The 22,278-nt window shown below is 59.9% G+C and carries 15 protein-coding genes and 1 pseudogene; 7 read left to right on the top strand and 9 right to left on the bottom strand.

The genetic code is table 11. The features are described from left to right. Window positions 1–123 precede the first annotated feature (123 nt). A pseudogene (locus tag FHS81_RS13165) lies at window positions 124–2,393 on the bottom strand (hypothetical protein). Between the two features lie 146 nt (window positions 2,394–2,539). On the opposite strand from FHS81_RS13165, the gene FHS81_RS13170 reads away from it, so the two are divergent. Further along, window positions 2,540–2,896, top strand: coding sequence for a type II toxin-antitoxin system TacA family antitoxin (locus FHS81_RS13170; protein ID WP_428982454.1), 357 nt, complete (start codon window positions 2,540–2,542; stop codon window positions 2,894–2,896). A gap of 733 nt (window positions 2,897–3,629) precedes the next feature. Here the strand turns inward: FHS81_RS13170 and FHS81_RS13175 are convergent. The 4 genes from FHS81_RS13175 to FHS81_RS13190 all read right to left on the bottom strand — a co-directional run bounded on the left by FHS81_RS13175 (window position 3,630) and on the right by FHS81_RS13190 (window position 10,952). Beyond that, a complete protein-coding gene (locus tag FHS81_RS13175) occupies window positions 3,630–4,754 on the bottom strand; it encodes an ABC transporter permease (RefSeq protein WP_183753692.1) in 1,125 nt (374 codons plus the stop codon). Window position 4,755: 1 nt separating this feature from the next. After that, window positions 4,756–7,536 carry a ribosome-associated ATPase/putative transporter RbbA gene (rbbA, locus tag FHS81_RS13180; RefSeq protein ID WP_183753694.1) on the bottom strand — a complete coding sequence of 927 codons (2,781 nt, stop codon included), beginning with the start codon at window positions 7,534–7,536 and terminating at the stop codon, window positions 4,756–4,758. Beyond that, complete coding sequence (locus FHS81_RS13185; protein WP_183753696.1) at window positions 7,533–8,603, bottom strand: HlyD family secretion protein; 1,071 nt, start codon at window positions 8,601–8,603, stop codon at window positions 7,533–7,535. The genes rbbA and FHS81_RS13185 overlap by 4 nt, the downstream gene beginning before the upstream one ends. A gap of 123 nt (window positions 8,604–8,726) precedes the next feature. Then, a complete protein-coding gene (locus tag FHS81_RS13190; RefSeq protein ID WP_183753698.1) occupies window positions 8,727–10,952 on the bottom strand; it encodes a DUF3141 domain-containing protein in 2,226 nt (741 codons plus the stop codon). A 710-nt stretch (window positions 10,953–11,662) separates the two neighbouring features. Here FHS81_RS13190 and FHS81_RS13195 point away from each other — a divergent pair. Continuing rightward, window positions 11,663–12,397 carry an outer membrane protein gene (locus FHS81_RS13195; protein ID WP_183753700.1) on the top strand — a complete coding sequence of 245 codons (735 nt, stop codon included), beginning with the start codon at window positions 11,663–11,665 and terminating at the stop codon, window positions 12,395–12,397. Window positions 12,398–12,542: 145 nt separating this feature from the next. On the opposite strand, the gene FHS81_RS19195 is transcribed toward FHS81_RS13195, so the two are convergent. Continuing rightward, the gene (locus tag FHS81_RS19195; protein ID WP_343052493.1) at window positions 12,543–12,830 is read right to left on the bottom strand and encodes a LysR substrate-binding domain-containing protein; all 288 of its coding nucleotides are present in this window, start codon (window positions 12,828–12,830) and stop codon (window positions 12,543–12,545) included. After that, a complete protein-coding gene (locus FHS81_RS13200) occupies window positions 12,724–13,161 on the bottom strand; it encodes a LysR substrate-binding domain-containing protein (protein WP_343052487.1) in 438 nt (145 codons plus the stop codon). Before FHS81_RS13200 ends, FHS81_RS19195 begins: the two co-directional genes overlap by 107 nt. Before the next feature lie 294 nt (window positions 13,162–13,455). On the opposite strand from FHS81_RS13200, the gene FHS81_RS13205 reads away from it, so the two are divergent. Genes FHS81_RS13205 through FHS81_RS13225 form a run of 5 tightly spaced genes read left to right on the top strand, consistent with a single transcriptional unit; the run spans window position 13,456 to window position 19,521 of the window. Then, the gene (locus tag FHS81_RS13205; RefSeq protein WP_246375012.1) at window positions 13,456–15,678 is read left to right on the top strand and encodes a TonB-dependent receptor family protein; all 2,223 of its coding nucleotides are present in this window, start codon (window positions 13,456–13,458) and stop codon (window positions 15,676–15,678) included. Window positions 15,679–15,706: 28 nt separating this feature from the next. Next, the gene (locus FHS81_RS13210) at window positions 15,707–16,690 is read left to right on the top strand and encodes an ABC transporter substrate-binding protein (RefSeq protein WP_210281692.1); all 984 of its coding nucleotides are present in this window, start codon (window positions 15,707–15,709) and stop codon (window positions 16,688–16,690) included. Then, window positions 16,668–17,555 carry an ABC transporter permease gene (locus tag FHS81_RS13215; RefSeq protein ID WP_246375013.1) on the top strand — a complete coding sequence of 296 codons (888 nt, stop codon included), beginning with the start codon at window positions 16,668–16,670 and terminating at the stop codon, window positions 17,553–17,555. The genes FHS81_RS13210 and FHS81_RS13215 overlap by 23 nt, the downstream gene beginning before the upstream one ends. Beyond that, the gene (locus FHS81_RS13220) at window positions 17,552–18,313 is read left to right on the top strand and encodes an ABC transporter ATP-binding protein (protein ID WP_246375014.1); all 762 of its coding nucleotides are present in this window, start codon (window positions 17,552–17,554) and stop codon (window positions 18,311–18,313) included. Before FHS81_RS13215 ends, FHS81_RS13220 begins: the two co-directional genes overlap by 4 nt. Then, window positions 18,310–19,521 (top strand): NnrS family protein, encoded by a 1,212-nt coding sequence (locus tag FHS81_RS13225; protein ID WP_183753704.1) that lies wholly within the window; start codon window positions 18,310–18,312, stop codon window positions 19,519–19,521. The genes FHS81_RS13220 and FHS81_RS13225 overlap by 4 nt, the downstream gene beginning before the upstream one ends. 112 nt (window positions 19,522–19,633) lie before the next feature. Here FHS81_RS13225 and FHS81_RS13230 read toward each other — a convergent pair whose 3' ends face one another. Beyond that, a complete protein-coding gene (locus FHS81_RS13230; RefSeq protein WP_183753706.1) occupies window positions 19,634–21,001 on the bottom strand; it encodes a YncE family protein in 1,368 nt (455 codons plus the stop codon). Between the two features lie 413 nt (window positions 21,002–21,414). Continuing rightward, window positions 21,415–22,197, bottom strand: a complete 783-nt coding sequence (locus tag FHS81_RS13235) for an AraC family transcriptional regulator (protein ID WP_183753708.1) — start codon at window positions 22,195–22,197, stop codon at window positions 21,415–21,417. Window positions 22,198–22,278 lie beyond the last annotated feature (81 nt).

A 22,278-nucleotide genomic window follows, 5' to 3' on the forward strand; every position in this document is an offset into this window, starting at 1 on the left:
CTCGCGACCTGAGCGTTTGCCCTGAAGCGGATGTTCCAGACGTCGGGAAAGGGCCAACTTTCGACATTCGGCATCCAGCAAAGCGCGACCGGGAACACTGCTTCAAGCAATGAGGCGATGCCGCTACGCCGCCTCCCAAACGCGATTGAGGATTTGCGCGGCAAGCGCTGCCTTATCCTGCGGCAGGAAGCGACCATAGTGCTTGGCCACCATATCGGGCGTGTCTTGGATCGCGTAGCTCGCCTGCTCATAGGAGCCGGTCTGCTTCAGAATATGAGTGGCGAGCACGTCGCGGACATTGTGCGGCCCGTGCGGCAGAAGACCCTTGATGGCGCCGCGCCCCGTATAGGGGTTGTGGATGCCGTACCGCTGGATGGCGAGACGCCAAGCTTCATAGAAGGTGTTCTGGCAATAGGCCGCGTCCTTGCTGGTGAGCTTCACCGTCTTCACGAACAGCGTTCCAGGATCGGCGGCGTTCTTGAGCAGCGTTCTCCGGTGCCGGTCGATATAGGCATCGAGATAGTGGTAGAGCCCACCGAGATCCGGCAGGATCAGCCGGAATGGCTTGCTGCTGAAGAAGGATGAGTTGGCATTCTTGAACGCAACCGCGGGATGAATACCTCCCAGCCGTGGTCACGCTCGCTCCAGCGCAGTTCGCCGCGCTTCAGTTCCGTGAGGCGACGTTCCGAGCTCGGAATGTGTCCGCGAGGACAAACGAGAAGCTGGCGCAGATTCTTCTGGCGTAGCCCGAGATGCAGGCCGAGCCGGAGCATCAGGAACGCCCTCACGGTCTCGGCGGCAGCGCGCGAATAGCGCTTCTCGTCCGGCATGAGACGGATGATCTCCTCGGTGATCTTCCGGTACTCGCCCACGGGGCTGTCGGCCTCCAGCACCACCATGATCGGCTCGAACGGATCGCGGTGGATCCGGGCCACGCGCTGCACCTCGCGTGCACGGGAACGGCCATGCTTGTGCATCTGCTCGCAAGCGTCGGGCCAGTTGGCTCGGACAGTGGCGATGTCGCGCTCGGTGACAAGATTAGGGATCGGCCTGATCCGCTCGGCGAACTGCGGATTTTGGCGCAACCAGCCCGTATCCACGCGGGTCAGAGTGACGGCGACACGTAGCATGTCGACTTCCCAAGCCGTGTAGAAACCGCGCCGGCGTTCACGCCACTGGATGTACCAATCCCAGACGACCGGGAAGACCAGAAGGCCGAAGGTCAGGCATTCCAATGGAACGCCGAAGCCATGAACGGCCCCGCTCGGCGCCGCCGCCAGGGCGCCGAACATCAGGCCCAGATGCTCGATCCTCTGCGAGGCGGTTTCCTCGCCCCATACGCCGTTGCGTTGATAGCCGAACGCGGTCAGCGTCGAGGTCTTGAAGCGAACGAGATCGGCCATCTCTTGCGCAAGCTGAGGCGGTGTATCGACGGCGGCCGCCGCTAGGTCAGGATCGGGCAAGGCACTATCGTCATCGCGGCAAGGGCGGTAGAGACCGCGCGGACGCACGGGTTCGCAGAGCAGGCCAGGAAAGCGGATCGAATAACGCTGCTTCATCGCCGCCGCTTGAAAGCGGCGATATTCGGTGGAGCCCGAGATGACCGCCTTCCGCACCCATTCGAGGATCTCCTCGCGCTCCCGTAGCGTACGGCGGTCGAAATCCGCCGGCAGATGCCAGGCGAGCCGCCGCCGCTCGGCGCGGCTGACGCCGGAAATCATTCCCATCGAGGTGCAGCGATTCGTGAGGGGAAGCTTCGCCTGAAAATAGCCCACCGTGAGCCGATAGCGTTTCGCGATGTGATCGAGCACCTCCAGGCTATGCGCCGCTCGAGGCACCTTGAGACCACGCCTCCACATCCGGATCGTGGTCGCGTCCACATGACTCGTGACAGATGCAAGGGCCTTAGCCAGGTGTTTCGAACTGTCGCCATGCCGACGCATATGAAGATCGAGCGCATCAGCGAAGGACACGGGATCGGTCCACGGCTTGCCGTCATCTTCGGGAAACGCGACAATCGGTTTGGCGCGAGGGCCGCGCCTGCGCGGCGGCGGAGCAGGCTTTTCATCCACGAGAGCCGGCGCCGTACTGGAAACAATGTTGGGCGTCCGACGCGTCGCGACACGCTTCGGCTTTATCCGGGCCGAGCCACCTTGCCGGGCAACCTCTCGGCTGAGCGCATCTAGGCCAGGTTCAAGAACCCCAGTTGCCCGCTTCAGGCCAGCATGATCGATCCCACAGGTGCCAGCGATTGTGATCCAGTCATAGTCGCCTCCAGCCTTTGGTGGTGGGATGTGCGCGGCCAAGAGGCCGAGCAGATAGGTCTGAAAACGGTCGGTGTCGCGGGGCGACAGGACGGTAGTGGCGCGCTGCTGGCAGAACTTCACCGGCATGCGCGAGAAACTCGAACGAGGCATATTCGGCGGACTACACGCAATGAGAAGGAACGAATCGATCCTGGATCGGGGCAGCTTTTCTCAGACTAATAAGGTTAGGAGAAAAGCCCCTTATCGATGAAGCGGGATGGCATGTATTGCGTTTGGCGCTACGCAGACGCTACTTTGATCATAAAGAGATGAGGGGAACCTTTACCACCGAACGCGAGGAATACTCGATCTCAATGCTCCTGCCCGTTGCGGACGCAGCGATGATTGATCACGCGGCCACACTGTGCGGCTGGTCGCGAGCAGACTTCGTGCGTGACGCTGCCGTGCGTGCAGCCGAGGAAGTCGTAATGGGCCATCGTCCAATCTGCATGGGCCCCGAAGGCTTTGCCGATTTCGTGCAGATCTTGTCGGCGCAGGCTACTCCGGTCGCCGAAATGGTGGAAGTGGTCAAACCGTCTGCGCCGTGGGAGCCTGGCTATGTCCGAAAAGATGACATTGGACAGCAATAGCTTCTACGCAGCACTGCGAAACAGTCCCCAGCGGGACGCTGTAGGCATCTGCGACAAGAGGGGATAATCTCTTGAATAATAACGCAAGTAAAGATGGTTGCGCGCCCCCGCAACCAAAAAACACAATAATATCAAACTCTTAACCCGCCACACAGGCGGGTTTTTGCGTTTATAACCCCACTGCCACCCAATCCCAAATTCTCCGTTCAATACCGAACACTTACAAACAATCCCCCAAACCGTACCATTCCGTACAAATTCCTCCGTGGCACACGCGCGGCACATGAAACAGAACAAATAATCATAGAACATTCCTCGTATGAGCTCTCAGGATGACTTGATTTACGATGTCCTCGTGAGTGCAGGAGCAGTCATCGCTTTTGCCCGGTGCGACGCGATTGTGACCGCGCCGGCATCAGCATACGGGTTGTAATCGACACGCCATACAGGCGCGCAACGCCCGCGAGGCGGCGGACCTCCAATATCCGTTCGCTGCCGCACTCTCGCCCCACATCAAACCGCTTGACCTTGACGCCGAGTAACGGGCGGCACTGGTCGCATTCCTGAAAAGGCTCTGACTGTCGTCGGTGCTATGATCCGTTCATGCATCCAATGCGGCAGGCCAGTGAACCCTCTGCAATGTCGAGATTCCGGGCCGCTCCAGAGCCACACCACAGTTCGTCACCAGCTTAACAGGCTCGACTTGGAACTCGTGGCTGATTCAACGTTGCGTTCAAGCCATTTGCGATATGGTCTTGCGGAACCTCGACAAAGACAGCGCGAACAGAACACATCCGATGATCAGCAGCGCGAGGAACGAGGTCCAGACGACGTCCAACCCTGCGCCGCGAAAAAGGATGGCTTGACCGATGGTGACGAAATGCGTCGTCGGCGCCAGCAACATAACATCCTGCACAAATTCCGGCATGGACTCGCGTGGCGTCATACCGCCGGAGAGCATTTGCAGCGGCATCAGGGTGAGCATCAATAGCAGCCCGAATTGCGGCATGCTGCGCGCCAGCGTCGCCATGTAAATGCCGAAAGACGTCATCGCAAATATGCACAGTGCCGCGCCAGCCATGAATAACACGATGGAACCCTGGGTCGGCACCTGCAACAAACCTCGGACGACGAAGAAAAGCGACAACGCGGAAGCCAGCAATACAACCAAACCCATCGACAGGATCTTTGAGATCATGATTTCAGCCGGCGTCACGGGCATCACCAGCAGATGTTCGATGGTGCCGTGCTCACGCTCGCGTATAAGCGCAGCGCCAGTCAAAATAATCGCGAGCATCGCCACTGAATTGATGATTTCCGCGACGCTGCCGAACCACGATTGCTCCAGCGTGGGATTGAAACGCGACCGTAGCGACAGCTTGGCTGGCAGGTCTGTAGCGGCCCGGTTGCGATTCATGAACTCGTTGATTTCGTCCATGACGATCTGCTGAATATAACCGTTGCCCGTAAAGGCCTGGCTCATGCGCGTGGCGTCGATGTTGAGCTGAATTTCCGGTTGCCTGCCGGCCAGCACGTCACTCTGAAAATCGGGCGGAATATTGAGAGCGAAGGTGAACTCGCCGTTATCCATCCCGGAGTCCATTTCACTCCGGGTGATGATTTTCGGACGCGTGAAATAGGGCGGATAGAAAGCCGAAACGATACGCGCCGACAAAGGAGACTGGTCCTCGTCGACAATGCCGATGGGCGCATTGTGCAGCGTTTCCGGCATGGCCGTGGCCGCCGTATAGACCGAGGCCGTAAACACATACACAATCAACAGCAGCAGCATGGGATCGCGCGCCAGGCTCCACAGCTCCTTGCGCCCCAAACGCAGGATGTTCATAAGGCTGCGCATATCAGCTCTCCTGCTTCTTCAAAAACAAGATGGCAGCGCCAAGAATCACGGGTATCGCGATCACCAATGGCCAGATCGCGCCGTGCAGGTCGCTCATGGTCAACGCCTTGCTGAACACGCCGCGGCTGATCGAGAACATATAGGTCGCGGGGTATATTTCGCCGATCATACGGCCAGCCCCTTCCAGTGAGCTGACCGGATTTGTCAGCCCGGCGAACTGGCCCGCGGGCAGAAGCGTGCCGACCATTGCGAAGAACATGGCGGCCGTCTGGCTGCTGGTGACCGTGGAGGCCAGCAGCCCCATGCCCGTGGAGATGATGCAGAACAGCGCAGTAGCCAATAACAGGGTCGGAAAACTGCCGGTGACAGGCACACCAAAAACCGTAACCGCCAGCAGGCTCATGCAGAGAAAGTTGACCATGGCCAGTCCCACATAAGGCAGCTGCTTGCCGAGCAGGAACTCGGCACGGGTTACCGGAGTGACGTAAAGATTGATGATGGAACCGAGTTCTTTCTCACGCACCACTGACAGAGCGGTCAGCATCGCGGGCAGCATCAGCAACAGCATGGGTATCACGGCCGGCACCATGGCCTTGATGCTTTCGATATCCGGATTGTAACGGTATCGGCTTTGGATCGTGGCGTAAGCAACTGCGGGTGCATCCGCCTGCCGGCTCGCCTGCTGGTTCAGCCAGTGCTGATGAATGCCCTCGACATAGCCTCGCACGGTTTCCGCGCGTGTTGGCATGGAACCGTCGATCCACGCGCCGATCTCGACCGTGCGGCCACGCATCAGGTCACGTCCAAAGCCGGCGGGAATTTCCACCGCCAGCGCCAGTTCGCCGCTGCGCATGCGCCGGTCCAGATCATCGTAATCGGATATCGGAGGCTGCTCGATGAAATAGTGCGAGCCCGCCAGATCAAGCGCGTAGTTTCGGCTGAGGCTGCTCTGGTCACGGTCAAGTACCGCGAAACGCAAGTCCTCGACATCCAGTGTGATGCCAAACCCCATCACGAACATCAGGATAAGCGACCCTGCGAGCGCCAATGTCGCGCGCACCGGGTCACGCTGCAACTCCAGCGCCTCACGCCATGAATAGCTCAACAGGCGCTGCGGACTGAACCATCGATGCGCCGCAGCGGAATGGGGCTGCGTATCCGGCAGCGCCGCAGCTGTTTCCCCGTCGCTGGCCGCGGTGTCACCGCCAGCTTCGACCAGATAGCCAATGAACGCTTCCTCAAGGCTCGCCGCGCCGCGCTTTTCCACCAGCCTGGCAGGCGCATCACTATCGAGCACCTTGCCCGCATGCATCATCGACATGCGGTCGCAGCGCGCCGCCTCGTTCATGAAATGGGTGGAGATGAAGATGGTGACCCGATCCCGCCGCGACAGCTCCACCAGCAAGCGCCAGAAACCGTCACGCGCAACCGGGTCCACGCCCGACGTCGGCTCATCCAGAATCAGCAGGTCCGGCTTGTGCACCATCGCGACAGCCAGCGACAGGCGTTGGCGCATGCCAAGCGGAATGCTATCGGGCAGGCTTTCCAGCACATCCCCAAGGCCAAAGCGCTCGACCATCTCATTGACGCGTGCATCGACCTCGTCCGCGGGCACGTGGAAGAGCTGCGCATGCAACACCAGATTCTGGTGAACCGTCAGTTCGCTGTAGAGCGAAAACGCCTGCGACATGTATCCCACGCGGCGGCGGGTATCGATATCCTTCGGGTCGACCTCCTTGCCGAAAAGCCAAGCCTGCCCTTCCGTGGCGGGCAAAAGGCCGGTCAGCATCTTCATGGTGGTGGACTTGCCGCACCCGTTGGAGCCGAGAAAACCGAAGATTTCACCGCGACGGATACGAAAAGAAACATTGTCGACCGCGGTGAAATCACCAAACCGCATGGTGAGGTTCTGCGCCTCTATCGCGATATCATTCTCATCGCCATCCAGCGGCGGAATCTCAACAGATGCGTAGCCTTGCGTCTTGTCCTCCGGCAGCAGGCGGATGAAGGCATCTTCAAGGTTTGTGCTTCCCGTGCGCTCAAGCAGCTCCTGCGGCGTGCCCGTTGCCAGAACATGGCCGTCATCCATCGCGACGAGCCAGTCGAACCGTTGCGCCTCGTCCATATAGGCGGTGGCCACGATCACGCTCATACCGGGCCGGCCGGCGCGGATCTGGTCGACCAGATCCCAGAACTGCGCGCGCGCCAACGGGTCGACGCCGGTGGTCGGTTCGTCGAGGATCAGAAAGTCGGGATCGTGGATCAAGGCGCAGCAGAGACCGAGCTTCTGCTTCATTCCGCCAGAAAGTTTGCCCGCCGGCCGATCCAGAAACGGATGCAGCCCCGTGCTACGCGTGAGATGATCGATGCGCTGGCGCCGCTCGTCGGCACCCTGACCGAACAGGCGTGCAAAGAATTGCAGGTTTTCTTCCACGGAAAGGGTTGGATAGAGGTTTTTTCCCAGCCCCTGCGGCATATAGGCAATTCGCGGGCACGTCCTGTCCCGGTGGACGGAATCGGCCATGTCACCGCCGAGTACCTCAACCCTACCCTGCTGAATGTGACGAGCGCCCGCGACGAGGCTCAACAGGGTGGATTTGCCGACGCCATCGGGGCCGATAAGCCCAACGACAATGCCCGAGGGTATATCGAGATCGATAGAAGCAAGCGCACAGGTCTTGCCGTAATTGATGGTGACGCCCGCCAGACGAGCGACTGGAGAACGAGCGGCCGGAGACGCCTCGGGCTTTGTGCTCGTGTTCCCCGGCGATGCGTCGGTCATTGCGCCAGCCCCTGCGTCAGGCTCTCTGGCCACTCAACACCCGGCTGCGTCCGGACATAAGCCATGCCCGGCAGGCCGGTTTTCACGTGCTCGATATGACGGCGCAACAACTCCGGCACGATTTTCGCCTTGACCCGGAACACAAGCTTCTGGCGCTCTTCTTCGGTCTCAACGGTTTTCGGCGTGAACTGGGCAACATCCGCAATGAAAGTTGCCTTTGCCGGAATGACCAGCTCGGGGGCCGCATCAAGCACAAGGCGGACATCCGAACCAATCGGAACACGACCGGCTGCGGACGTCGGCAAAAAGAAAGTCATGTAAACATCGCTAAGATCGACAAGACTGAGGACACGGCCACCGGAGGCCAAAACCTCCCCCGGCTGCGAAATGCGGTATTGCACACGCCCATCCCGTGGAGACACCAGAACACTGTCATCGATATCCGCCGTGATGCTTTCGATGGCGGCCTGCTGTGCGACGACAGCCGCTTCGGCATCGATGATCTGCGCCTTGGCGGCGCTGATCGCCGCCTCAGACGCCGACAGCGATGCTTTGGCTGCTGAAACAGCCGCGCGGGCTCCGCGCGCCGATGCCCTGTCGTCGTCAAGCGTCTGTTGAGAGGTAGAGTTGCTCTTGATCAGATGTTCGGAGCGCGCAAGCTTGCGATCCGCCGCATCCAGTTCCGCCTCACGCTGTTCGATGATTGCAGCAGCAGTTTCACGTTCAGCCTCGCGTTGTGTGAGAACGCTTTTCGCCGTATCCACGCTGACAATTGCGCGCTGAAGCTGGGCCTCGGCCTGCCGGCGCTGCGCTTCAAGCTGCGCGGTATCGATGCGCGCCAGAACCTGCCCAGCAGTGATGAAGTCCCCCTCATCGACGAGGATTTCCTTGATCCGCCCGGCAGTCTTGGCCGAAACATCGATCTCGGTCGCCTCAATCCGCCCGTTTCCTCCAACAATCCCGTCCGGCAAGCCGGGGTTCTGATAGCGTTTCCACGCATAGTAACCGCCAACAGCGATGGCAAAGCCAATGCCGACAATGATCCAGCCTCTCATCGAACGTGCCATTTCTTTCACCGCTCTCGTTGCGATCGACAATGTCTTGATTCTATTGACCCAGAGCATCCACTCATGGGTGACTGCTTGTCGCTTGACTTGTCAGATGGATGTGCCGCGACTGTCTGTTCCGGTTTAGGATCCAGCGCTCTCATCGCCGGCTGCCGATGTCTTCTCCGCGTGCGCGGCGGCCACGTGAAATACGTCGATCATCTTGCCGAGGTTCATATTCCGCTCATCCAAGGACAGGCCATCAAGTGTGCCGATGAGAGAAATCACCTCAGCCGCCTTGCGAATTGCGGCTGGTTCGGCGCGGGAAAGCAGCACGGGCAAAGCGGCGATGGCCGCGTCCGCGTCAAGCTTCATCAGCGCGCTCTGGCGGCGGACAACGTCCCGGAATGCTTCCGGGGATAGGTGCGCGAGGCTCGGCGCAAGCTCCACAGCCAGATTAAACTGTCGTTCATCGACGCGTGGGTGAGAACGGGCGACATAGGCCAGCGCGCGAATGCCAGCTTCGAGCAAGCCGCCCTGCTCAAACTCGCCTCTCAAACGCAACAGCTCCTGCTCAACCAGCGCGCGGTGCTCCGGCGCCGTGCCGGGCAAGGGCCGGACCGGCTTTCCGGGATAAGCATCGAGACCCGACAGCGCCGATAACAATGAAGAGCTGTATGCCCATTCGAAATAGCGTTCATAGGCCGCATCGCGGACGTCACGCCAGGCATCCAGAGCCCACACGATCGCCCGTGACACATCTTCCTGAGCTTTCAAAAACGGGTTCTCGGAGGCAACGGGCATGCGCTGCTCTCGAATAACAGCGGCAGCGCCTTCAACGGCCGAAGCAAGCAGGCTGCCGCTGGACCAGTGCTCGTAGGATATCCGCAAAGGGTGGAGACGACGCAAGACATCGGCGGATTGGGGTGTCACCACAGCCCGCACCCAAGGCTGAACGAAATTGCGATAAAGCCCGACATGGATATCCGAGAGATGGGCCACGGCAGCAAAACGCCGGTCGCTTTCCGGCTCGTTCCGCACGATCTGACGGACATCGGCAAGTTCACGCCGCTCTATGGCCATGACATACTCGTCATTGACAAGATCAGCCCTGGCCATGCTGTCATCCTTGTCACTGATAACAGCTTGATAGAGCCCTGCCGGCATCAAGTTTATGAGTTCGATATTGGTTGCGAACTTGCGATGTTCCTTACGGCCGACGGCGCCCGAGACGAAAATGCCGAGATGACCGATGCTCTCGTGCATCGCATAAACGATTGTCTGATTATGGGTGAGAATTTCCGTATCGGATTGGTAAAGGTCGGAGATCCACCCAAGCGCCTGTGGCGGCGGTGTAATATTATCGCCGCGTGAGCAAAAGACGACAATCGGCGAACGGATATTCCTGAAATCAAGACGTATCCCATCCGAGGTGACAATCTCGGCGGATGAAAGGCGATTCCCGACAAAAAGCTCGTCAACGATGTATTGCATCTCCACATCGTTCAGAAGTACGTACCCACCCCAGTATTTCTCGAATCCAAGATAGCGCTCTGCCTCAGTGTCGATGTTGGCATACAGGTTGTAGCTTTTCTTCCATAAGGTATTGGCCGGATCGAGATTTTCGAAGTTCTGCACCAGCGTAGCACCGTCGAACTGACCATTCCCTAGATCGTTGGTCAGTGCTGTCATCCAGGTTCCACCGAGCAGCCCACCAGCGTAGCGCATCGGGTTCTTGCCCGGCCAGCCCGCCCAATACGACAGAGGCGCACCGGCGACGATAATCGGTCCGAACAACTCGGGGCGCAGCGCCGCCGTCATCAGAACCTGCCACCCAGCCTGGCAGTTTCCGATCACCGCAGGCTTCTCGCATTCGGGATGGAGCGCAATCACTCGCTCAAGAAAGGCAGCCTCCGCATGGATGACATCTTCCACTGTCTGCCCCGGCTCGGGATTTGGCGTAAAGCCGATGAAGTAGCACGGGTGCCCTGCCTCAAGAGCTGCGCCAATTTCACTATCAGCCTTAAATCCACCAATTCCCGGGCCATGACCCGCACGTGGGTCGACGATAACGAAAGGCCGCTTTTCCGGATCCACGGGGCGATTTTCAGGTGGAATGATGCGGAGCAGCCCATAATTCACGGGGCGTGGAAGATCGCGGCCATCCATGACGAATTCCGATGGGAAACTCAGCACGTTCGGAGCGGTTTCACTCATATGCGCGCGATATTGGTCGCCGCGCTGCCGCCTGACATCCGCGAAAAGCATCATCCGCTGCCACACATCTATTGTGTAATCGAATGCAGCTCCAAAACTGACAGTTGATTTTTTGATGATCTCGTCAGGTGTATATGGCGATAGATTACTCATGATAGCCGTTCCTATCAGTTGAGATATTTCAATGAGTTGAGTTTCTTGTCTTATGAGCTTTTGAAGCCAATACTCTGCGGAATATCAGCGCAAACTTCCTGTAACGCGACCAGCAACCGCGACACACGGCAAGGAGGAATTCCGGGACGCGCACGGTTCTTCAGGATGCGCGCCCCGGTGATGTCCGGTCGTGAGGGGCGATACCGGACATCTTCCCCTCCCTCACCCGTATAGCTCCGGGGAGGAATCGATAAATCTCTTACATTGAAGAAGCCGGACCGCCATCGATCATAATGAACGGTCTCTCAAATAATAAATCCAGCGTATACCCAACGAGTAAAACTTAAAATTTACTCGAGAGACGATACGCCATCTATATTATTTGAAACGGACTTCAACGCCACTGCTTACCAAACATCACGTCAACAGACCCGCTGGCTCGGACATTGCCCCCGCCCAACCATTGACAGGATGAAGAGGTCGAAAGTGCAAAAAGACAACACACGCCAACAAATCTGGTGATCGATTTCGACATGAATGGTCCTCGATTGACATTTCTCCTTATGCATATATACAATCACCCTGTTTGTAAATAGATGCGGGCACAAATTCCGTCATCCTCCGCAAGATGCTGTAAAGCGAGGAAAATACGGGAAAATGCCGACATCTTCCGGCGGGGGCACCGCGTTCAGGAGAGAAAAATGAAACGCATGAGCATTGTCAGAAAGATGCTGCTGGGAGGCGCCGCCTCTGTGGGTATCCTCGCATCAGGCGCGGCCTTCGCAGCAGACCTTCCCAGCCGCCAGATCGAGCCGGTTGCTCCGATCACGGCTCCCGTTTTCAGCTGGACCGGCTTTTACGTTGGTGTCAACGCTGGTTACGCGTGGAACACCAATGACGACAATGGCACCTTCGTCAACGGCGGCTATTACAAGTCGAACAATGATGATGGCGGGTTCACCGGCGGTGGTCAGATCGGCTATAACTATCAGATCGACCAGTTCGTCATCGGTGTTGAGGCCGATATCAACTACGCCGACCTGAAGGGCGACAGCAACAACGCATGGAGCTACACCGGCGCTGCTTCAACGTCGAATGGCATTGAATGGTTCGGCACAGTTCGCGCCCGTGTTGGTTTTGCCATTGACCGCGCGCTCATCTACGGCACCGGCGGTTTCGCTTATGGCGGCGGCGGAAACGACAACGGCTTCGTTTATAATGGCATCTACTACTCGCAAGACAGCGACACGCGGACCGGCTGGACGATCGGTGCCGGTGTCGAATATGCCTTTACGGATAACATCACGGCACGCGTCGAAGGTCTTTACGTCAACCTCGGCAAGGAAGATCAGAATTACTTCGTGCCGACCGTTTACAATAAGCGCAAGGACACCGAATTCGGCGTCATCCGTGCAGGCTTGAACTACAAGTTCAACACGTTCTGAGCCTACAGTAACACCAATCTGATCAGGAAACGCCCATGAACTCCCCCTCCGGCTCCACCGGAGGGGTTTTTAGGCGGTCATGATGATTTAAGGATTGAATAGCCAGCTGGGCGCTCCTGATGAATAGTTGCGCTTCTGGATTGTTTCAGGGGTGCTGGCCTTGTTTGCCTCTACCCTGGCAAACAACTTCTGGAACCGCGCCAGCCGTATTGCGCTGAACTGCGCCGGTGCGGCAATCGAGGCTCCCGTCCTCCAGCATGGGTCGCACAAAGATCTCCGCAAGACAGGCAATGCCGAGTCGGCCCGCAGCCGCCTCCGCCATCAATTCACTGTCGTCCAGAGTCAGGGCGCCGGGCACGTCGATTGCCATTTCCTCGCCATGGCGGGTGAATTCCCAGCGATAGCGTTTCCCACTCGGCAGGCGCTGGTGGATGCAGCGATGTCGGTAAAGATCCTGTGAGGCGTCTGCGGTGATCGCATCTGTCCAGATAGGCAGGGGAAGCAACCGCAAGAAAGCGGATGTCGCCACCCATCCTGACGACCAACATATCCTGCGGAATGGCTTCGGCGAGCCGCACGCCGGCATCGAAGCCCGCCTCGACGATATCGACAAACCTGCCATCGCAGACGATATCGAACTCGACATCCGGATATTGGGTCAGGAACCGGGGCGCGATCTCGCGAAGCATTAAGGATGCCGCGCCCTTGTTGGCATTGATCCGCAGCCTTCCCGCCGCAAGGTCGTTGAGGCTCGGACGATCCATTGGTGAATGTCTATCGCAATACTATGCAGTATTAAACCTATTATATCATCAATTTGTGCCTCCTACATTGATCATGTCAATTGCAGGAGAGTCTCATGAGCAAAACCTGGCTCATCACCGGCGCGTCTTTGGGATATAAACCCTGGTGTTTTGTATCGCCCTTTTTGCGATGGATCATTGACTTGCCAAGGCGGACATGAATTTTGATGTATAAAGATGCATTTCATGTTCATCTTTATAATAAGTCCAATATAACAAGGAGCTTGGCTGGCGATGACAGGAAGTAACAGGAGCTTGGTCAGGAGGGCGGCGCCTGTTGCGGCGGCGTTTTTGCTATCGACTGTCAGTCATGCGGCGCTGGCGCAATCGGCCTCTCCCGGCACGGTGCTGGAGCTGGATCCGGTCGTCGTTGAAGCGTCCCGTTCGGGTGCCGAGTTCGAAGCGCTGCAAGAGCGGCTCAATGCCATTGCCGGCGGTGTATCGCTTGTGGACGTCAACGCTATCGGGCCGACAGCCAACCTGACGATGGCGCGGGCGCTGGAGAGCGTGCCGGGTGTCATCGTGCAGAACTTCTTCGGCGGCAACGATCAGCCCCGCATTCAGATACGCGGTTCCGGGTTGCAGCAAAACCCCGTCGAGCGCGGCATCCTGATGTTGCAGGACGGGTTGCCCCTTAACCGCGCGGACGGGTCTTACATCGTTGGCTTCGCCGATCCGCAGCAGGCAAGCGCCATCGAGGTGTTTCGCGGGTATACGGCCAACCGGCTGGGCGCGACGGTGCTGGGCGGCGCTGTCAACTTCATCTCGCCCACTGGTATCAGCGCGCCGGGAACCAGCATTTCCGCCAGCGGCGGTAGCTTCGGCCAGGTGAATGTGGCGGGCCGCACCGGCTTCAGCGGCGAGAAGTATGACGGGCTGTTGCAGGCCGATTTCAGCAGCAGGGACGGTTTCCGCGATTACAACAGCTCACGCCGCGTAGTGGTTGGCGGCAATGTCGGTTTCTCGTGGTCGGAGAACGTCAAGACGCGCGTCTTCGCCAGCTATCGCGATCTCGCCTTCGACGTGGCCGGGCCATTGCCGTGGGATGCGCTGAAGGCGCGCCCGTCGCAGAACTGGAACGGCCCTATCGTGACGCCTTCCGGGGCCATCTATCCCGGCCCCAACGTTCATCGTGACAGGCCGCGCCGCGAAGCAAGTCAGTTCCTCGTCGGTTCGCGCACGACGGCGACATTCGGCTCTCACATCCTCGACGGCGCCATCGGCTATACCTACACGGACGATACGTTCCGATTCCCGATTTCGTCCGGCGTGCGTACCACCAAGGGCGGCGATGTGACGTTGCTGGGGCGTTATGCCTACAAGCCCGATGCCGCCCGGCCCCTGCCACTGTTCGAAACGACGGCGCTCTACACGATCGGCTCGGCTGATCGCGGCAATTATCTCAATATCGCCGGACAGCAGGGGCCTCAGTTCGGCCAGAGCGACCTTGACGCCTCGACGCTGTCGCTGCACGCCGGTTTTCATATTCCGCTGTGGGAGAAGTTCACGCTGTCGCCGGCGATTTCCTACTCCCATGCATCCCGCAAGAACACCGACAACTGGACGGCTGCGACGCGCCCGACGGTGGCTTTCGCGCCCGCGCGGCCATGGAACCTGCTGCCAAACGGGGCGGTGCCAACGCAGAGTACCAGCTATAACCGCTCCTATGACGGGTGGAGCCCGAGCCTCGGCCTGACCTATCAGCCGACCGAAAACCACACCCTGTTCGCCGCCGTCAGCCGCAGCTTCGAGCCGCCGAGCCATGAAGACCTGCTTGCCACCGTCAACGGCACGCCCAACAGCTCGCCCGGCCGGCCCAACCCCGCAAGCCCGCTGCTTGCGTCCGCCGCGTTCGTAACGCCCAATCTCGACGCGCAGACGGCAACCACCATCGAGGCCGGCTGGCGTGGCCGCTACGGCAATTTCTCCTGGGATGCCGCTACCTACTACTCGTGGGTGGACAACGAGCTTCTCAATCTCAGAGATGCGACCGGCGCGTCAATCGGCGCGATCAACGCCGACAAGACGACGCATTTCGGCGTTGAGTTGGGCGCGGGCGCAAAGCTGTGGGATCGCTGGTCCGGGCGGGTTGCCTACACTTATCAGGATTTCCGCTTCGACAACGATCCCCTGCGCGGCGACAATCAACTGGCCGGCGCGCCGCGTCATTTCGTAACCGCCGCGTTGCAGTTCCAGGCCACGGATGCGTGGACGCTTCAGGGTTCGGTGCGCTGGTCCCCGGCGCGCACGCCCGTAGATAACATGAACACCCTTTATGCCGACTCATGGGTGGTCGTCGATTTACGCACCGAATATCGCATCAACGACACCTTCACGGTGTTTGGCGAGGTCACGAACGTATTCGACGAAACCTATGCCGGTTCCACCGTCATCGTCGACCAGGCGCGTGCCGATCAGTCGGCATTCCTGCCTGGCGACGGGCGCGGATTCTATGCCGGCGTCAAGGCCAGCTTCTGACGGGCTTGCGCAGGATAAGGAGATAATCATGGTCAGTCGCCGCTCATTTGTTGCAGGTCTGGCGCTTGCGGGTTTGTCTGCGGGCACATCCTTCCGTCCGCTTGCGGCGCGCGCCGCTGCGCCGCTGGTACTCTGGGGGCCGCCTGCCGCGCCATCCATCGTGCTGGCTCAGGCTGTGGCCAGCGGCGCGCTGAAGCATATTGCGCCCGAGGCATCTTTCAGAACGTGGAAGAACCCCGATGAACTGCGGGCTGGCATCAGCTCCGGCACGTTCGGCGCCACCGTCGTCCCGACATATGTCGCTGCCAACCTCTACAACCGCGGGCTTGGTGTGCGGCTGGTCAACGTGCTCACGAACGGTCTGCTGTTCGTGGTCGCGCCCTCCGGCACGGTCACCGACATCGCCAGCCTGCGCGGGCGCAAGGTGGCGGTGCCATTCCGCAACGATATGCCGGATCTGATCTTCCGCCGCCTGCTCGTTTCGGCGAAACTCGCGACCTCCGATCTCGATATCGATTATTCGGGCTCGCCGTCTGAGGCCATGCAGATGCTGCTGACCGGGCGCGTCGATGCGGCCTTCCTGACGGAACCGCTGGCGACCGCCGCCATCCTTCGCGCCTCCGTGGCGGGAAAGAAGCTTGAGCGGGCCGTCAGCGCACAGGAGGTGTGGAAGACCATTACGGGCACGTCCGTCATCCCGCAGGCCGGGCTTGCGGTGACGGAAAAACTCAGCGCGGATCTTGGCGCCGATGGGCTGGCGGCGCTACAGACCGCGCTTGAGCAGGCTCTTGCGCAGGTGCAGAAAGATCCGGCGGCGGCGGCCGCTGCCGTGTCCCAGACGCTCGAACTGCCCGCACCTGTCATCGCGCAGGCGATTCCGTTCAGCAACCTCGTCGTCAACCGCGCAAGCGCGGAAAAGCCGGCATTGACCACGCTGTTCGAGGCGCTGGCGCAGGAAGATCCGCGCATTATCGGTGGAAAGTTGCCTGATGACGGTTTCTTCGCCCTCTGAGGGGGGAGGCGTTCCGGCATCTCGCCCGGATGCGCCCGGCAGGCTCGCGTCTGCCGGACGTATGCTTGTCGATGCCGCCGAATGGTTCGGTCGCTACATCTGGAGCGGATGGGTGGGACTTGCCGGCCTGCTCTGCCTCGCAGCCGCCTGGCAGGCCGGACACGAGATCTACGGCTCGTTCATTCTGCCTGCGCCGCTGGAAACAATTCAGGTGCTGCTCGGCCTGCTGCAAGGGCCGGAACTCGCGCGCGCGGCTTCCGAAACCGCATGGCGCGCGTTGACGGGGTTTCTGCTCGCGGCAGGCATCGGCACGCTGGCCGGGGCTATTGCGGGCTATTCGTTTGCGGCCATGCGCATCATGCGGCCCATCGTCACCGTCATCCTCGGTGTCCCGCCGATTGCGTGGATCGTGCTCGCCCTGATCTGGTTCGGGTCGAGCGGCGGTGCCGCCGTGCTGACGGTCGTGCTCGCCTCGTTCCCTATTTCGTTTGCGGGAGCGCTTGAGGGCGTCGCCACCCGTGACAGGGCTCTCGACGCGATGGCGCGTTCGTTCGGAGCCTCCGCGTTGACGCGCTTTCGCTCCGTCACCCTGCCGCATCTGCTGTCTTATCTGTTCCCGGCGTGGACGACCACCATCGGCAGTGCGTGGAAGGTAACGGTGATGGCGGAGTTGCTGTCCAACAGCGGCGGCATTGGCGGCGAACTCGCGACCGCACGGGCGCTGTTCGATATTCCGCTCGTCATGGCATGGATCGTTCTCGTGGTCGCCTTTGCGCTGATCAGCGAATACGGCGTGCTCAATCCGATACGCGAGATGACCGAGCGCTGGCGCAGCGCCGGGCTGCCGTGGGGTGTGAAAAGATGATGCCGCATGAAAAGGCGAAGCTCGTGTTGCAGGACGTCGGGCATTCGTGGCTGGGGCGCACGGTCTTCGAGGGGTTCGATCTCGTGCTGCGGCCGGGAGAAGTGGTGGCGCTCGTCGGGCCGTCCGGCTGCGGTAAGACCACGATCCTCCAGATTGCGGCCGGTCTCGTCGAGCCGTTGCGGGGCAGGGTATATCGCAACTATCGCCGCCACGCTGTTGTGTTTCAGGAGCCGCGGCTGCTGCCATGGCTCACAACGCGAGACAACATCGCCTACGGATTGAAGGTCTCCGGCTGCGCGGCCTCCCGCCGCCATGCCATCGCTGCGGCGCGGGCACTGGAGGTGGGGTTGGATCCGGAGGATCTGACCAAATACCCGGTTGAGCTGTCCGGCGGTATGCGCCAGCGGGCCGCCGTGGCGCGGGCGCTGGCGGTGGAGCCGGATGTCGTGTTCTTCGACGAACCGTTTACCGCCGTCGATGTCGGGCTGCGACGGGTGTTACAGGATCTCGTGATCGCAGCGGCGGCACGAGCGCATTTTTCAGCGTTGTTCGTCACGCACGATCTCGCGGAGGCCGTGCGGGTGGCGCATCGCCTCATCGTGCTGTCGGCCATTGACGGGCGCGTGGTTGACCAGCGCATCATCGCCGGAGAGCCGGGAACGCGCGACAATCGCGCCATATTCGATATCGTCGAGAGCTGGTCGCATGAGGCCGTCTTCGCGGAGTTGTTCGACGCCGACCGGCGGGTGAGCGCATGAGCGGCTGTCACCACGCGCCGTCGCCCGCCGATTTGCCTCCGGTGCTGTCGGAGGGGTTGCGGCTGTTCTTTCCGGTCACGGCGCTGCATGGCGCGTTGTGGCCGGTTGTGTGGGTCGTGCTTTACGGTCTCGACCTGCCTTTTTCAGGCAGCATTCCATCCAGTCAATGGCACGCGCACGAGATGATCTATGGCACGTATGCCATGGCTCTGGCGGGCTTTTTAACGTCCGCCATGCCGGAGTGGACGGATACGCCGCCTCGTCGCGGCAAGGCGCTGTTGCTGCTGCTGTTTCTCTGGTTGCCGGGTCGTCTAGTCGGCCTCGTCGGTGCGGATGTGCTTTCGCCGCTTGCCGGGGTGACCGACACGGCCTTTCTGTGCGTGCTCGGCTGGTATGTGGCGCGGCCATTGCTGCTTCGCCGCACCACGCGCAACAGCTCGTTTCTTGTCTGGACGGCGCTTTTCGCCATCACCGAAGTCGCCATCCGCACAGCGTGGTTTCTGGAGGATTTCGACCTGTCGCATAGCCTGCTGATCGCGGCGGTGTGCATCTTCATGATATTTTTCGCCCTGTCCGTGGCGCGGATCGGCGTGGTGGTCATCAATCGCACGCTCGACCCCACCCGCGAGACGACGCCGTATCGCCCCCATCCGGGGCGGCAAAATCTGGCGGCGGGACTAGTGGCTCTCTACGCGGTGTCCATGCTGGCTTTTCCGGAATCGCTCGCACCGGCCTTCCTGGCGCTCGCCGCCGGGGCGGCGTTCATGGACAGGCTGACCGAATGGTTCATCGGCCGGGCGCTGTTTCAAACGCAGGTGCTGGTGCTCGCTCTGGCCAATCTGTTCGCAGGCGCCGGCTTTTTCGTGCTGGGGCTTGGTTCGCTTGGCATCGCCGCCGGCGACGTGGTGTTCATGCCGTCCACAGGTCTGCATCTGTTGTCGCTTGGCGCGCTCGGCATGGCCATCATGGCGGTGTTCATTATAGCAGGGTTGTTTCACACGGGCCGCGATCTGCTGCTGCCGTGGCAGGCGCACGCCGCCGTTGCAACGATGGCCGCCGCCGCTCTCGTGCGGACACTGCCGGAACTCGGCATCGCGACGTTTCTGTTCGGCGTGCATTACGTGCTCGGCGCGTTGCTGTGGGCGGCGGCTTTCGCATTGTGGCTCCACGCCTTCTGGCCGATGATGAAAACGCCGTCTGTCAATTAGGTTGCAAAAAGGAACTCTGACGCAATTTCAATGACATCGGGGTGCTCCGATGATACGCGCTCTTCGCCCGAAGGGGCGTGCAGGCTGAAGCGCAGCCTGCACGCCAACGGCTTCATGACTTGGGTGTGATGCGGGTCACTGAGCCGGTCGGGTCTTTATCTCCTGCCGCGCCATAGAGTGTCACGACGTAGACCGCGCCATCGGGGCCGACTGCGACGTGGTTCGGCAGATCGCCCGCCGGCAGGTTGGCAACGAGTTTGCCGTCGGCATCCAGAACCGCCACGGTGCCGCCGGCGCGGGTCGCGGCGTAGGCCTGCTTGGTGACTGGATCCCAGGCAACGCTGACAGCGCCTGCACCGACGTAGGTATCTGCCAGAACCTTGCCTGCGTCGTCGAGCAGGATCACGTTGTTTGAATCCTGTCCTGACAGCCAGACGCGGCTGGTATCGGGATCGAGCGCGATACCCGATCCGCCTGAAAGCCCCGGTACGCGGATAGTGGTGTTCTTGCCGGTTTGAAGGTCGATCCAGCCGTACCAGGGTGTGTCACGGCTGACGGAGTAAAGCCGGTTTGCCTCTGGATCGAGCACGAGCGAGACGGTGCTGAAAAGCTCCCGGCCGCGATTGGCATCGTAAGCCAGCGTGCCGACATGTTCGAGCTTTTCGGTGTCATATACCTCGACCTTGTTGGTCAAAGCAGCATTGACGTAAGCGCGGTTGGTGGCCGGGTTGATTACCACGTCGCGCGGATGGACGACGCTACCTTCCTCGAAGACCTTGACCGGCTCCAGCGTTCCGGCATCGTAGACGGTGACAGTCTCGTTCAGCGTATTCGTGGTCCAGACGCGGTTGTGCTCATCATCGACCTGAACGCCGAACACGTCGATCACGCCATCCTTTTTATCGGCAGAAGCGGGGATATTGGCCTCGGCCTCGACCTGAAGCGTTTTGGCGTCGAGGCGCAGCAGGCGGCTTTCTTCCTTTGTGCCGCGCGCCGAGGCGACATAGAGCTTGCCGTCCTTCGATACCGCTGACTGATAGGCGCGTTCGCCCACCTTGGCGGATGTCTTGTCGAAGGCTTCGGCATTGGAGGCGGGAACGACCCTGGACAACTTGAGATTGACCAACTGCACGCCAGCAGGATTGTTCGAGATTACCGTGAGCGGATGATTACCCGTTTCCGCATTTGCTGGTACCTTGAACGGGATCGAAACCGTGCCCTTTTCGCTTACGGTGACTGGTTCCGTCGTCAGAACTTCCGTTCCGCGTAACACCGTGATCGTGGAGCCTGGCTTGGCATTGCGGACAAGAAGTTGGGTCTCATCACCCGGCTGCACCGGCGCTTCGCGTGAGCCTGCCCGCAGGGAGCCGCCGATTGCGTCGGGAGACGCAACCCATGCGCCTTGCGCATAAGCGATACTGGAACCTACAATCGCCAGCGAGGAACTGAGCAGTAAAGTTTTCAGCAGAGAATAACGCATTTCTAGCCCCATCATATGCAGTTTGAATCGTGCGCTTGGGAGTGCGGAGTCAATCATGCAAATTATTGAAATAAAATCAACTATTAATACTAATTGTCATGAAATATTCAATATATTATCAAATAAATTTATAATAAATACAATATATAATTATTAAATTTTTGATGAAACTGTTCGTATTATTTCTAATGATTATTTGATACTTATTCCGAACCTCGGCGGTGATCCGTTCCAACCGCGCGGTATCTTCGTAGAAGCCGCCGCGATCCTCCATGAACAGGTCGCGGATGGCCAGAACCAAGCGGAGGCCGGGCATATGGACTGGATCAGATATGCGAAACAGGACGATCAGCGATCGAGGCATCCTGACCGTGAAAGTTTTCGGCAAGATTCTCGCCGTCGGACACTGCCATTTATCGGTTGGCGAAATACCGCGCCGGAGTCTCGCCCAGCGCCTTTTTGAACATGACGATGAAGGAAGTGACGGTCTCATAGCCGAGCAGGTTTGAGACCTGCTGGACGCTCGCACCACCCGCGAGTTCGCGCAGCGCCACGACGAGGTGTAGTTGCTGGCGCCATCTTCCGAAGGGTAGGCCAGTTTCCTGAACCATCAGCCGCGCCAGCGAGCGTTCGCCAAGAGCCAGGCGTGCCGCCCATTCGGCCAGTGTGGAGCGATCGGCCGGATCGACGGTCAACGCCTCGGCAATGCGCAGGATTTTCGGATGATCCGATACCGGGAGCTTCAACTGCTCCTTGGGCATGAGGGCCAGTTCGTCGAGCAGAACGCAGACCAGCCGCCCCGTATGGCTGTTGCGGGCATAGTCGGCTGGCCTTGTAGCAAGATGGCCGATCATTTCGCGGACCATCGGCGAGATCGCCAAGGTGCAGCAATGCCGCGGCAACGCGGCTTCACCCGGCTCGACAAACAAGAATGCCAAGCGAGCGTTAACCGTTGCCCGGTTGCTGTGCATCACGCCTCCTGGCACCCAGACGCCGCAATGGGGCGGCACGATCCACATGCCGTTCGCCGCGGTGCAGGTCACGGCGCCGTGCAGAGCAAGGATGAGCTGACCCTTTCGATGCCGATGCGCCGGTATCTCCACCTCGTAGTTCGAGAAGTCGAGACGCAACGCAACCGCAGGGCTGCGGGAAGCATCGGGATCGAAGTCGTCTGTGGCGAGGCAGCTGTAATCCATGCGAGATGGCCTCCACTTTTGGCATGATGCAAATATTTTTTGTCAATATATTGAAATCCAAAGTCAAGGCGATCCGGTATG

The organism is Pseudochelatococcus contaminans (assembly GCF_014195635.1).
GTDB classification, from domain to species: Bacteria; Pseudomonadota; Alphaproteobacteria; order Rhizobiales; family Beijerinckiaceae; genus Pseudochelatococcus; species Pseudochelatococcus contaminans.

What these genes read in the sequence shown, in the direction of transcription:
- FHS81_RS13225 (WP_183753704.1), top strand. Translation starts at nt 18,310, where the DNA reads ATGAGCGGCTGTCACCACGCGCCGTCGCCCGCCGATTTGCCTCCGGTG.
- FHS81_RS13200 (WP_343052487.1), bottom strand. Translation starts at nt 13,161, where the DNA reads ATGGATCGTCCGAGCCTCAACGACCTTGCGGCGGGAAGGCTGCGGATC.
- FHS81_RS13215 (WP_246375013.1), top strand. Translation starts at nt 16,668, where the DNA reads ATGACGGTTTCTTCGCCCTCTGAGGGGGGAGGCGTTCCGGCATCTCGC.
- FHS81_RS13185 (WP_183753696.1), bottom strand. Translation starts at nt 8,603, where the DNA reads ATGGCACGTTCGATGAGAGGCTGGATCATTGTCGGCATTGGCTTTGCC.
- FHS81_RS13195 (WP_183753700.1), top strand. Translation starts at nt 11,663, where the DNA reads ATGAGCATTGTCAGAAAGATGCTGCTGGGAGGCGCCGCCTCTGTGGGT.
- FHS81_RS13220 (WP_246375014.1), top strand. Translation starts at nt 17,552, where the DNA reads ATGATGCCGCATGAAAAGGCGAAGCTCGTGTTGCAGGACGTCGGGCAT.
- FHS81_RS13190 (WP_183753698.1), bottom strand. Translation starts at nt 10,952, where the DNA reads ATGAGTAATCTATCGCCATATACACCTGACGAGATCATCAAAAAATCA.
- FHS81_RS13230 (WP_183753706.1), bottom strand. Translation starts at nt 21,001, where the DNA reads ATGCGTTATTCTCTGCTGAAAACTTTACTGCTCAGTTCCTCGCTGGCG.
- FHS81_RS13235 (WP_183753708.1), bottom strand. Translation starts at nt 22,197, where the DNA reads ATGGATTACAGCTGCCTCGCCACAGACGACTTCGATCCCGATGCTTCC.
- FHS81_RS13175 (WP_183753692.1), bottom strand. Translation starts at nt 4,754, where the DNA reads ATGCGCAGCCTTATGAACATCCTGCGTTTGGGGCGCAAGGAGCTGTGG.
- rbbA (WP_183753694.1), bottom strand. Translation starts at nt 7,536, where the DNA reads ATGACCGACGCATCGCCGGGGAACACGAGCACAAAGCCCGAGGCGTCT.
- FHS81_RS13210 (WP_210281692.1), top strand. Translation starts at nt 15,707, where the DNA reads ATGGTCAGTCGCCGCTCATTTGTTGCAGGTCTGGCGCTTGCGGGTTTG.